9 protein-coding genes are annotated in these 12,013 nt (G+C 65.4%); 6 read left to right on the top strand and 3 right to left on the bottom strand.

Annotation, left to right across the window (positions count from 1 at the left end; all coding sequences use genetic code 11):
* Positions 1-23: 23 nt before the first annotated feature.
* Positions 24-2,639, bottom strand: a complete 2,616-nt coding sequence (gene valS, locus ABFX29_RS02510; protein ID WP_152227547.1) for a valine--tRNA ligase — start codon at positions 2,637-2,639, stop codon at positions 24-26.
* 111 nt (positions 2,640-2,750) lie between these two features.
* Here valS and ABFX29_RS02505 point away from each other — a divergent pair, with 111 nt between their 5' ends.
* Positions 2,751-3,128: a DUF488 domain-containing protein gene (locus ABFX29_RS02505; RefSeq protein ID WP_152227549.1), complete on the top strand. Its 378-nt coding sequence runs from the start codon at positions 2,751-2,753 to the stop codon at positions 3,126-3,128.
* On the opposite strand, the gene ABFX29_RS02500 is transcribed toward ABFX29_RS02505, so the two are convergent.
* Together ABFX29_RS02500 and ABFX29_RS02495 are read right to left on the bottom strand one after the other, a co-directional pair.
* On the bottom strand, positions 3,101-3,544 hold the full coding sequence (locus ABFX29_RS02500; protein ID WP_152227551.1) for a PGPGW domain-containing protein: 444 nt from the start codon (positions 3,542-3,544) through the stop codon (positions 3,101-3,103). The genes ABFX29_RS02505 and ABFX29_RS02500 overlap by 28 nt on opposite strands.
* Positions 3,545-3,991: 447 nt before the next feature.
* The gene (locus ABFX29_RS02495) at positions 3,992-4,309 is read right to left on the bottom strand and encodes an endonuclease domain-containing protein (protein ID WP_170287747.1); all 318 of its coding nucleotides are present in this window, start codon (positions 4,307-4,309) and stop codon (positions 3,992-3,994) included.
* 1,008 nt (positions 4,310-5,317) lie between these two features.
* Here ABFX29_RS02495 and ABFX29_RS02490 point away from each other — a divergent pair.
* The 5 genes from ABFX29_RS02490 to ndk all read left to right on the top strand — a co-directional run bounded on the left by ABFX29_RS02490 (position 5,318) and on the right by ndk (position 11,997).
* Entirely contained in the window at positions 5,318-6,061 is a 744-nt protein-coding gene (locus ABFX29_RS02490; RefSeq protein WP_152227554.1) for an SDR family oxidoreductase, read from the top strand.
* 325 nt (positions 6,062-6,386) lie between these two features.
* Positions 6,387-9,689 carry an isoleucine--tRNA ligase gene (gene ileS, locus ABFX29_RS02485; protein WP_246167417.1) on the top strand — a complete coding sequence of 1,101 codons (3,303 nt, stop codon included), beginning with the start codon at positions 6,387-6,389 and terminating at the stop codon, positions 9,687-9,689.
* Positions 9,689-11,068 carry a bifunctional folylpolyglutamate synthase/dihydrofolate synthase gene (locus ABFX29_RS02480; protein ID WP_152227558.1) on the top strand — a complete coding sequence of 460 codons (1,380 nt, stop codon included), beginning with the start codon at positions 9,689-9,691 and terminating at the stop codon, positions 11,066-11,068. The genes ileS and ABFX29_RS02480 overlap by 1 nt, the downstream gene beginning before the upstream one ends.
* Before the next feature lie 4 nt (positions 11,069-11,072).
* A complete protein-coding gene (locus ABFX29_RS02475) occupies positions 11,073-11,525 on the top strand; it encodes a DUF4233 domain-containing protein (RefSeq protein WP_152227560.1) in 453 nt (150 codons plus the stop codon).
* 52 nt (positions 11,526-11,577) lie between these two features.
* A complete protein-coding gene (ndk, locus tag ABFX29_RS02470) occupies positions 11,578-11,997 on the top strand; it encodes a nucleoside-diphosphate kinase (RefSeq protein ID WP_152227562.1) in 420 nt (139 codons plus the stop codon).
* Positions 11,998-12,013: the final 16 nt, after the last annotated feature.

Here is a 12,013-nt window from a genome sequence, read left to right as displayed (position 1 = left end):
GGCACTTTTGTGCTTCGTGCTGATTACTCCGCAGGAGCCAGCTCGACGCCGCTGACGGTCAGCTCGCCGTCGCCGGCCACCAGCTCAAGGTTGCGGACGTTGCCCGCTGCCAGCAGGTCCGGAAGGCCTGCACGCAGGCGCTCCACCTGGGCTGCCGGGGCAGTGACCGCTGCGTTGAGCACCTCGGTGCGCTGCTTGACCTTGGCCTCGGACTTGGCCTTGCGGATGCCGCCCAGGGCTTGGGCAACGGTTCCGAGGATCGCCGCATCGGCAGCCGGGATCCCTGCGGCCAGGCCGTCGACGGTGGGCCAGGAGGCACGGTGGACGGACCCGGTGCGCCACCAGCTCCAGACCTCTTCGGTGGCGAAGGGCAGGAACGGGGCGAACAGGCGAAGCAGCGAGTCCAGGGTGGTGGCCAGGGTGGCCAGCACGGATGCCTGCTCCGCGTCGCCTGCGGCACCATAGGCGCGGTCCTTGATCAGCTCCACGTAGTCGTCCGTGAAGGACCAGAAGAAGGACTCGGTGATCTGCAGTGCCCGGGCGTAGTCGTAGCTCTCGAACGCCTTGGTGGCGTTGTTGACCACGTCCACCAGCTGCACCAGCAGGGACTGGTCCAGGGGGTTGGTGATCACCGAGGTGTCAGCTTCGACGACGTTCGCTTCGGTGGCACCCAGGTTCAGGACGAACTTGGAGGCGTTGAGCAGCTTGATCGCCAGGCGGCGGCCGATCTTCATCTGCGCAATCTCGTAAGCGGTGTCCGCACCAAGGCGGGCCGAGGCAGCCCAGTAACGGACGGCGTCGGACCCGTACTCGTTGAGTACATCGGTGGGGACCACCACGTTGCCCTTGGACTTGGACATCTTCTTGCGGTCCGGATCCAGGATCCAGCCCGAGATGGCGGCGTGCTTCCACGGCGCGGCGTGCTGCAGTGCGTCGGCGCGAACCACGGAGGAGAACAGCCAGGTACGGATGATGTCATGGCCCTGCGGGCGCAGGTCGAACGGGAAGACCTTGGAGAACAGGTCCTCGTCCACACCCCAGCCGCCCACGATCTGCGGGGTCAGCGACGAGGTGGCCCACGTGTCCAGCACGTCGGCGTCGCCAATGAAGCCGCCGGGCTGGTTGCGCTGGGACTCCTCGTAGCCCGGGGCCGGATCGGCGGCCGGATCTGCCGGCAGGGATTCGAAGGAGGGCAGGATCGGGTTGTCGTAGTCCGGGTTGCCGGAGTTATCCAGCGGATACCAGACCGGAACCGGCACACCGAAGAAGCGCTGGCGGGAGACCAGCCAGTCGCCGTTCAGGCCTTCGATCCAGTTCTCATAGCGGGAGCGCATGAACGCCGGGTGGAAGTCGATTTCCTTGCCGCGGGCGATCAGGGCCTCACGGCGGTCCGCGTCGCGGCCGCCGTTGCGGATGTACCACTGGCGGCTGGTGACGACCTCAAGCGGCTTGTCGCCCTTTTCGAAGAAGTTCACCGGGTGGGTGATCTTCTTCGGCTCACCGTCCAGGTCGCCGCTTTCGCGGAGCATCCCGACGACGGCTTCCTTGGCGCTGAAGACGGTCTTGCCGGCAACGGCGGCGTAGTTTTCCTGCGCGGCCGGTGTCGTGATCCAGTCGGGGGTGTCCGTGAGGATGCGGCCGTCGCGGCCAATGACGGCGCGGGTGGGCAGGTTCAGCTCACGCCACCAGGTGACGTCCGTGAGGTCACCGAAGGTACAGATCATCGCGATGCCCGAGCCCTTGTCCGGCTTGGCCAGCGGGTGTGCCTTGACCTCGACCTCGACGTCGAAAAGCGGGGACTTCACCGTGGTGCCGAACAGGCGCTGGTAGCGCTCGTCGTCGGGGTGTGCCACCAGTGCCACACAGGCCGGAAGCAGCTCGGGGCGGGTGGTTTCGATGTAGATCTTTTCGCCGTCCGGGGCATGGAAGCTGATCCGGTGGTAGGCGCCGGGCTGCTCCCGGTCCTCGAGCTCGGCCTGGGCCACGGCCGTACGGAAGGTTACGTCCCACAGGGTGGGGGCTTCTGCCATGTAGGCATCGCCGGCCTTCAGGTTCTCCAGGAAGGCGCGCTGGCTGACGGCACGCGAGTGGTCGTCGATGGTGCGGTAGGTACGGGTCCAGTCGACAGACAGGCCGAGGGTGCTGAAGAGGTTCTCGAAGACCTTCTCGTCCTCCACAGCCAGTTCTTCGCACAGCTCGATGAAGTTACGGCGGGAGATGACGTCGAAGTCGCGCTGGTTCTTCGGAGCGGTGGCCGGCGGCCGGTAATCCGGGTCGTACGGCTTGGTGGGATCGCAGCGCACACCGTAGTAGTTCTGCACCCGGCGCTCGGTGGGCAGGCCGTTGTCATCCCAGCCCATGGGGTAGAAGACGTTCTTGCCCTTCATCCGCTGGTAGCGGGCCAGGACGTCGGTCTGCGTGTAGGAGAACATGTGTCCCACATGCAGTGAGCCCGAGGCAGTCGGCGGGGGAGTGTCAATCGAGTAGACCTCGTCCCGGACCGTGTCGGGATTGAAGGCGTACGTGCCTTCTTCGCGCCAGCGGCGGCTCAGGGTCTCTTCCAGCCCTTCCAGGGCGGGTTTGTCAGGAACGGAAACGGTCGCAGCGGGCGTGTCTGTGCCCGGGATATTGTCAGCCATGGTGCCATTCTCCCACGGGCGCCGGTGCCCCCGTCATCTGTGTCGAAGCTGCCTGGGCTGCGGTACTGCCGGGGCCTTTGCGCCGCGGGCGCAACCGCCTAGCATCCGTACATGGCTGATAGCGGCAGCGTGGATCCGTCCCAGGTGCGCGTGAGGCGCATCTATGCAGCGCCCGACGGCGGCTTCCGGGTGCTGGTGGACAGGCTCTGGCCCCGCGGGGTTTCCAAGGCCCGGGCGGAGCTTGACGAGTGGTTCAAGGACGCCGCGCCCAGTACCGGGCTGCGCCAGTGGTTCGGGCACCAGCCGGAGCGGTGGCAGGGCTTCGTGGAGCGCTACACGCAGGAGCTGGAGGATAACGACGCCGTAGCTGACTTCGCGGCCGCCTGCGCTTCCCGGCCGGACACGGTGCTGCTGTACGGAGCGCGAAACGAGCAGGAGAACGAGGCGGTGGTGCTGCGGGACTACTTGCTGGGCCGGAACTTCACGTAGCTGTACACCACCAGGGCGATGGCGATGCAGCCGGAGAGAATAAGTGCTGTTCCCGCGGTCCAGCCTCCCGGAAGCCACCACGTGTCCTCCAGCGGCCACCACGAGGGCACCCTGCGCCACAGTCCCCAGGTGATACCGGCAGCGATGAGCGTCAGGGCACTGGTCAGGGCAACGGCAATCCGGCCCCAGGACTGCACCCCCTGTTCGGCCGCGCGGAAGGCCTGGACTTTCACGGGATGCAGCCAGCGGCTGGCCCAGTGGTAGCGAAGGGACAGGATTGCCAGCCCGGCGACCAGCATGAGCAGGCCCGGGCCAGGAAGCACCAGGGCGAGAGCTCCGAGCGCAATCAGGGTCCAGCCGGCCACTTCAATGCCCGTGCGGCGGACCCAGGCGGGGATTCTGTCGGTGCGCGGCATGGAACTAGCTTTACATAGCCCTCCTCCCGGACCGACACCTCCGGCCCGGACCGGGCCGCGTTTCCTGGTTGCGGAGGTCCCGCCGGAGTGACCTCGGCCCACGAGGGAGTCGGGGGACCGGGATCGCCGGGATGGGGATGAGTGGGGTGGCCGAGGCTGCAGGGAAGCCGCCGGCACCTGAAGCAGCCCAGAACAGCGTCGGAAAGGCGGGACGAAACCTGAAACGGCTCGAGATGAGCCAGGGTTCCCGCAAAACGTGACAGGTGATACTCGTGAGGTCACAGGGCACAACTCCCGTCACAGTACGTGGGAAGGCCGGTACGGGGGAGATTGAAACGGGCAGCCAAAGGGCTCTCTAGGTGCGCTCCGGCATCCCCAAAAGTCGCACGTGCGCCGTCGGCTGCCCTATGTGCAGCGCAGCACTCATGGTCTACGAAGACCTGACCGTCAGCGGTCGGTGTCCGCCAGGGACTCCCGCACCAGCTGCACGAACAGTTCAGGGTTGCCGAGTACAAGCTCAGCCGTGATGCGCAGGGTGTGGTATCCCTTTGCGGTTGCGGCGTTCCATCGGTTCCGGTCCTGGCGGTAGTGCGTCCGGTTGCTGTGGAACTCGAAGCCGTCGATCTCAACGATGAGCCGCCCGGCAACCACAAAGTCCACCCGGCCGACGCCCGGCACCAGGACTTCCTCCTGGACCACCAGCCCGGCGGCCAACAGATGGTAACGGGCACAGACCTCCAGCGGCGATGCCTTGGGACGGCTCATACCAGCCAGCAGTCCTTGGGCTTGCCAATCCAGTTTCCGTCCCAGAGCCTGCTGGAGCGTCCTGACTGAGACGGCGTTGCGCGCCACTGCGGATTCCGCGATGACTAGGGCCTGCAATGGTGGCAGACATCGGAAGGCGTCCCGGACAATCTCGAGCGGGGCCGCAACAAGCCGTCCCTTTGTCCTCCTGCCCCTGTGCAGGCAAATGCCGGGATGCCGGATTGACCTGTCCGCTCGGACGTGAACATGCTCTGGACTCTCCAGGAGCCACCATCCCAGTATTGCCGCTGCTGAGACGCATGTGAGCGACGATCCCAGGGACGCAGCCAACGTCAGTTCGTTGGGACAGTCAGGCAGTCCGTAGTAGCCCGGGACCCTATGCAGCAACACGCCACGACGCTCAGCTGCCCTAAGTTGTGACCGGGTGAACCCGTTCGCCTCCCATGCACTGCGGCTAAGCAGTCCGTGCTGAGCTCTGCAGAAGGCTTCCATAGGATCCACCCGCACAGTTTGACCATGTTGTCCGCTGACGACCCGAATATCGGCCCGTTCAGGGGACAATCGGCGATCCTGTAACGCCTGTGGAGGACACAGGCGACCTGGGAGGGAGGGCCGCCGAAGGAGAGCGTCACGGTGAACTAGCCCGTGGTTTCCAGCCGCTCACGGAGCCAGGTCAGACACGCGGCCCCTTCTGCCTGCTGGAAAGCACGCAGGGTGGGCAGCCCGGGAGGCGGGGGCCTTCGTACGCTGTCGATGAAGTATCCGGCCAGTCCCGCGAGCCTGCCCGTCGTTCCCACAAATTGCGACAGGTGGCAGCTTGTGGGACCCCACCATTCACTCGTGCCGCAGAACGTGGGAAGGGCGGGCAGTCGTAGGCGGGAATTCTTCCCCTGACCCGCCGCGGCACAGGGGGACACCCTGCCGCCGCGACGCAGCGGGACACCTCCCCGCGACACAGCAGGACACCCAGCCAGTCCAACCGGGACGCAGTTCGCTAGGGTTGCTCCCATGACGAACAAGCGCGTGGTTGTAACCGGAGCAAGCTCGGGAATCGGTGCGGCAGCAGTCCGTGCCCTGCGGAAGACAGGCTGGGACGTCATCGCCGTCGCCCGCCGCGAGGAACGCCTGCGGGAACTGGCAGAGGAAACCGGCGCCCGGATCATCGCCTGCGATGTCACAGACCGCAGCTCCGTCGATGCCATGGCCCGCGAGGTACTGGCGGGCGGGGGAGTGGACGCCATCGTGAACAACGCCGGCGGCGCTTTCGGTATGGACACGGTAGCGGCAGGCAAGCCCGAGGACTGGGTAAACATGTACAACGTCAACGTGCTTGGCGCGCTCAACGTAACGCAGGCCTTCCTGCCGGCACTGCGGGAAAACGGGCACGGCTCCATCCTCATGCTGACCTCCACCGCCGCGCTCGCAGCTTATGAAGGAGGAGCCGGCTACTGCGCAGCCAAGGCCGGCGAGGAAGCAATGACCCAGGCGCTGCGGCTTGAGGAAGCCGAACACAACGTGCGGGTCATCGAAATCCTGCCCGGCATGGTGAAGACCGAGGAGTTCTCCCTGAACCGGCTCGGGGACGCAGCAGCGGCAGAGAAGATCTACGCCGGCGTCGAAAAGCCCCTCACGGCAGAGGACGTTGCAGACGTCATGGCCTATGCACTGAATGCCCCGCACCACGTCAACCTTGACCAGGTGGTCATCCGCCCGGTGGCGCAGGCCGCGCAGCACAAAGTAATCCGCCGCTAGGCACTGGCCGGCCGGGGCTTCGACATCAGCCCCGGCCGTGGCCTAAACTGGCCCAAGCAGCTTTGACCCGGCCATCACCGGTGAGCTTCCGGAAGAACGGCGCATAACTGAAGCAGAGCTGAATGCGCCCAGTAGAACCGGACGGGTAAGCCCGTCACAGCAGTCAACGAGCGGCAGCCGGCGCGCACCCAGCAGGATCGGGCGTACGACGGCGGCAAGCGAGGTGGTACCGCGGCTTATCCCCGGCGTTCGCGCCGGGAAGAGAAGTTCGCCCTCGCATCCTGTTTCACAGCCAGATTCATTTGCCGCTACCAGGATGACGAACATGCCACAGATCTACCCCAAGGCCTCCACGGGCGATTCCGCCGAAGCAGCAGCCTCCTCACCCAGGTTCCCCGAGATCGAAGAACGGGTCCTGAAGTACTGGGATGAGGACGGCACCTTCCAGGCCTCCATCGACGCCCGGCCCGCCGGCGAAGATGGTTCCAACGAGTTTGTCTTCTACGACGGCCCTCCCTTCGCCAACGGCCTGCCGCACTATGGACACCTGCTCACCGGTTACGTGAAGGACCTGGTGGCCCGCTACCAGACCCAGCGCGGACACCGCGTTGAGCGCCGCTTCGGCTGGGACACCCACGGGCTGCCCGCTGAACTGGAAGCCATGAAGCAGCTCGGCATGAGCGACAAGGTCCAGATCGAGAAGATGGGCATCGACAAGTTCAACGATGCCTGCCGTGCCTCGGTCATGAAGTACGCCGGCGAGTGGCAGGACTACGTCACCCGCCAGGCACGCTGGGTGGACTTCGAGAACGACTACAAGACGCTCAACGTTGAGTACATGGAGTCGGTCATCTGGGCCTTCAAGACCCTGCATGAAAAGGGCCTGACCTACAGCGGTTTCCGGGTGCTCCCGTACTGCTGGAAGGACGAGACTCCGCTGTCCAACCACGAGCTGCGCATGGACGACGACGTCTACAAGATGCGCCAGGACCAGACCGTCACGGTGACCTTCCCCATCATCGCCGGGGACAACGTCCTCTCCGCCGAGCTCGAGGGTGTCAACGCCGTCGCTTGGACCACCACGCCGTGGACGCTGCCCACCAACCTGGCCCTCGCCGTCGGGCCGGACGTTCGTTACGCCGTCGTGCCCGCCGGCCCCAACGGCACCATGCTCGATCAGGGGACGGCCGGTGAAGGCCGCTTCCTCCTGGCCGAGGACCTGGTCGCTTCCTACGCCAAGGATCTTGGGTACGACGACGCCGATGCGGCCCGTGCCGCCGTCACCTCCGTGCACACGGGCAAGGAACTCGAAGGCCTGCGCTACACGCCGCTCTGGGACTACTACGCCGACGCCGAAAAGTGGGGCACGTCCAACGCCTGGAAGTTCGTTGTGGCCGACTACGTCACCACGACCGACGGCACCGGCATTGTCCACCAGGCTCCGGCCTACGGTGAAGATGACCAGAAGGTCTGCGAAGCCAACGGCATCCCCGTCATCCTCTCCGTCGATGAAGGCGGCAAGTTCCTGCCCATGTTCGGCGAGGGACCGCTGTCCGAAATCGCCGGCCTGCAGGTCTTCGAGGCGAACAAGCCGATCACCCGCGAGCTCAAGTCCGAAGGCCGCCTGCTGCGCCAGGCCAGCTACGAGCACTCCTACCCGCACTGCTGGCGCTGCCGGAACCCGCTGATCTACAAGGCGGTGTCCTCCTGGTTCGTGGAGGTCACCAAGATCAAGGACCGCATGATCGAGCTGAACCAGGAGATCAACTGGATCCCGGAGAACGTCAAGGACGGGCAGTTCGGCAAGTGGCTCGAAAATGCCCGCGACTGGTCGATCAGCCGCAACCGGTACTGGGGCAGTCCCATCCCGGTGTGGGTTTCGGACGACCCCAACTACCCGCGCACCGACGTCTACGGTTCCCTCGCGGAGATGGAAGCCGACTTCGGCCGCCTGCCGCTGAACAAGGAAGGCCAGCCGGACCTGCACCGTCCGTTCATCGATGAACTGACGCGCCCCAACCCGGACGATCCCACCGGCAAGTCCACCATGCGCCGGGTCGAGGATGTGCTGGACGTCTGGTTCGACTCCGGTTCGATGCCGTACGCCCAGGTGCACTACCCGCATGAGAACGCCGACTGGTTCGAACACCACAACCCGGGCGACTTCATTGTGGAGTACATCGGCCAGACCCGCGGCTGGTTCTACACACTGCACATCCTGGCCACGGCTCTCTTTGACCGCCCGGCATTCCGCAATGTGATCAGCCACGGCATCGTGCTTGGCTCGGACGGGCAGAAGATGTCCAAGTCCCTGCGGAACTACCCGGACGTTTCCGAGGTCCTGGACCGCGACGGTTCCGACGCCATGCGCTGGTTCCTGATGGCTTCCCCGATCCTGCGCGGCGGCAACCTGGTTGTCACGGAACAGGGCATCCGCGACGGCGTCCGGCAGGTGATCCTGCCGCTGTGGAACGTATGGCACTTCTTCACGCTCTACACCAACGCCGCGAACAACGGCGCCGGCTACGAGGCAACACTGCGCCACGAGTCGACCGAGCCGCTGGACACCTACATGCTGGCCGCCACCGGCGACCTCATCCGGAACATGACGACGGCGCTGGACACCTATGACGTGTCCGTCGCCTGCGAAATGCTGCGTGCCTACATGGACACGCTCACCAACTGGTACGTCCGCCGCAGCCGCACCCGGTTCTTCGACGAAGACACCCAGGCCTTCGATGTGCTCTACACCTGCCTCGAAGCGCTCTGCAGGGTGGCAGCACCTCTGCTTCCCCTGGTCTCCGAGGAGATCTGGCGCGGCCTGACCGGTGGGCGCTCCGTACACCTGACGGACTGGCCCGAAGCCGGCGCCTTCCCGCGGGATCCGGACCTGGTGGCCCGTATGGACCTGACCCGGAAGATCGCCTCCGTTGGTTCCTCGCTTCGCAAGGCCGCCAACCTCCGCGTGCGGCTGCCGCTCGCGGGCATGACCGTGGTGGCTCCGGACGCAGAGGCGCTCGAAGGCCACTTCGCGGCAATCATCGCCGATGAACTGAACCTCAAGTCCGTCCGTCTTGTTGATGCAGGTGCCGCGGATCCCGCGGAGTTCGGCATCACGCAGAAGCTCGTCGTCAACGCCCGCGCAGCGGGTCCGCGCCTGGGCAAGAACGTCCAGACGGCCATCAAGGCCTCGAAGTCAGGGGACTGGTCCGTAGCGGAAGACGGCACGGTGACTGCCGGCGGCCTGGAACTCCAGGAGCACGAGTACACACTGGAAACCGTGGTGGAGTCCGGAGAGGGCGAATCCTCCAAGGCAGTGGCAGTGCTGCCCGGAGGGGGCTTCCTGGTCCTGGACACGGAGGTTACCCCGGAGCTGGCGGCCGAAGGCACCGCACGTGACGCCATCCGCGCCATCCAGCAGGCGCGCCGCGACGCAGACCTGCACATCAGCGACCGGATCCGCACCACCATCTCCACAACGGAGGACGACGCGGCCGCGCTGGAAGCCAACGTCAGCCTCATCAAGGCCGAGACGCTTACGGGGGAGCTGGTTGTTGTCGGCGACCTGGCGGTCAAGGACAACGACAAGGACACCGACAAGTACATCGTCACCGTGGAGAAGATCTGATGAGCACTGAAGACACCCCGTCGGGCTCCATTGACGGTTTCTCCGTGGAAAGCGTCTACGCTGAGCTGCTCAGCCGCGCCCCGGAAAACAAGATGGAGCCGCGCATGGCTCCGCTGTTCCGGGCCATGGAGATCCTGGGCGAGCCCAACAAGGCGTTCCCGATCATCCACATCACCGGAACCAACGGCAAAACCTCGACGGCGCGGCTGATCGAGGGCGGCCTGCGCGCCTACGGGCTGCGCACGGGCCGCTACACCAGCCCGCACCTGAGCAAGGTCACCGAACGCATCAGCATTGACGGCGAACCGGTGGCGGATGAGACCTTCGTGCGGATCTGGGACGAAATCCGTCCTTATCTTGCAATGGTCGACGCCGAACTGGACGCCGCCGGTGAGCCCCGCCTGACGTACTTCGAGTGCGTCACGATCCTGGCGTTCGCGGTCTTCGCGGACGAACCTGTGGACGTGGCCGTGATCGAAGTAGGGCTCGGCGGCATCACCGATGCCACCAACGTGGGTGACGGCGCAGTCTCCGTGGTGACCCCGATTTCCCTGGACCACACGGAGCTCCTCGGCGACGACGTTGCAGACATCGCCCTGGAGAAGGCCGGCATCATCAAGGAAAACGGGTTCCTGGTCAGTGCGGCGCAGCCGGTGGAAGCTGCCCAGGTGCTCCTGGAAAAGGCGAACGAGGCCGGCGTGCCGTTCCGCTTCGAGGGCATCGAGTTCGGCGTCGCATCCCGGACCATGGCAGTCGGCGGACAAATGGTGACCGTGGACGGACTCGCTGGACGCTACGAGGACCTGCTGGTTCCCCTGCACGGCGAACACCAGGCGCAGAACGCCGCAGTTGCCGTCGCCGCGCTGGAAGCCTTCATTGGCGGCGGCAGCAAGGAACTCGACGTCGAACTGCTGCGCACCGGGTTCCAGACCGTCACGTCTCCCGGACGCCTGGAAGTAGTCCGCACCGCGCCGACGATCATCGTGGACGCCGCGCACAACCCTGCCGGCGCCAAGGCCAGCGCCCAGGCAGTGCTTGAATCCTTTAACCTGTCCTCGCTGGTACTGGTGGTGGGGATCCTGGCGGAAAAGGACGCCGTCGGCATCCTCGCCGAACTGCGTGAGGTGCTCGGGGACATCGTCACCGGCATCTGCCTCACCCAGTCCAGCTCGCCGCGGGCCATCCCGGCGGATGAACTGGTTCAGGACGCCGTGGATGCCGGGTTCGCCGACGAGGACATCCAGGTGGAACAGGGCCTGGACAATGCGATCGAATGGGCTGTGGCCAAGGCAGAGGAAAACAACGACCTCGCCGGGGGAGTGCTCGTCATCGGTTCCATCACGGTGGTCGCGGAAGCGCGCACCCTTCTCGGAAAGTAAGCACATGGCACGTATGACCAAGGCCCAGCGCGAATGGCGCCCGGGCATGCCCAAGAAGCGCCGCTCCATCCGGGTGATGTTTGCATCCACGGTCCTGAGCCTGGAAGCGTTTGTGGTGCTCTTCGGAACCCTGGCCATCTTCGGCCTGCAGCGGGACCGGGTTGAACCTCTGGTGATCCTGGCCGGCGGAATTCTCCTCGCGGTCGCGCTGATCGTCGCCTGCGCGTTCCTGTCCAAGCCGGCAGGTCCCTGGATCGGCTGGATCCTGCAGCTGTGCATCATCGCCACGGGTTTCCTGGAACCCATGATGTTCCTGGTGGGCGCTCTCTTCGCGGGGACATGGTGGTATGCGCTGCGTGCCGGAGCCCGTCTTGACCGGGAAAACCGGCAGCGGGACGCGGAACAGGCGCAGTGGGAAGCCACCCAATCGACGGAAACCGGCGAAGCCAGCAGTTAGGCTTATGAACAGCTGAACCGCATCACCCCCAACCTCCAAGGAGAAACCAAGCGTGAGCACCGAGCGCACTCTCGTCCTGATCAAGCCCGACGGCGTCAAGCGGAACCTGACCGGCACCATCCTGGGCCGCATCGAAGCCAAGGGCTACGTCCTTGCTGAACTCAAGAAGATGAACGCCACCCGGGAACTGCTCGAGGAGCACTACGCAGAACACGTAGGCAAGCCGTTCTATGAGCCGCTCGTGGAGTTCATGCTCAGCGGACCGGTTGTTGCAGCCGTCTTTGAAGGCCAGCGCGTTATTGAAGGCTTCCGCTCACTCGCGGGCGCTACCGAACCCACCACCGCAGCACCCGGGACAATCCGCGGCGACTTCGGCCGCGACTGGGGCACCAAGGTCCAGCAGAACCTGGTCCACGGATCGGATTCCGCTGAGTCCGCCGAACGCGAGATCGGCATCTGGTTCGGCAAGTAGCCCACCGGATCCGCAG

It is taken from the genome of Arthrobacter gandavensis, from assembly GCF_039528575.1.
Taxonomy (GTDB): domain Bacteria; phylum Actinomycetota; class Actinomycetes; order Actinomycetales; family Micrococcaceae; genus Arthrobacter_B; species Arthrobacter_B citreus_B.
This window is presented reverse-complemented; position numbering and strand designations above follow the sequence as displayed.

Coding starts and splice junctions, on each gene's coding strand:
- valS (WP_152227547.1), bottom strand. CDS start 2,639: ATGGCTGACAATATCCCGGGCACAGACACGCCCGCTGCGACCGTTTCC.
- ABFX29_RS02505 (WP_152227549.1), top strand. CDS start 2,751: ATGGCTGATAGCGGCAGCGTGGATCCGTCCCAGGTGCGCGTGAGGCGC.
- ABFX29_RS02500 (WP_152227551.1), bottom strand. CDS start 3,544: ATGCCGCGCACCGACAGAATCCCCGCCTGGGTCCGCCGCACGGGCATT.
- ABFX29_RS02495 (WP_170287747.1), bottom strand. CDS start 4,309: ATGAGCCGTCCCAAGGCATCGCCGCTGGAGGTCTGTGCCCGTTACCAT.
- ABFX29_RS02490 (WP_152227554.1), top strand. CDS start 5,318: ATGACGAACAAGCGCGTGGTTGTAACCGGAGCAAGCTCGGGAATCGGT.
- ileS (WP_246167417.1), top strand. CDS start 6,387: ATGCCACAGATCTACCCCAAGGCCTCCACGGGCGATTCCGCCGAAGCA.
- ABFX29_RS02480 (WP_152227558.1), top strand. CDS start 9,689: ATGAGCACTGAAGACACCCCGTCGGGCTCCATTGACGGTTTCTCCGTG.
- ABFX29_RS02475 (WP_152227560.1), top strand. CDS start 11,073: ATGGCACGTATGACCAAGGCCCAGCGCGAATGGCGCCCGGGCATGCCC.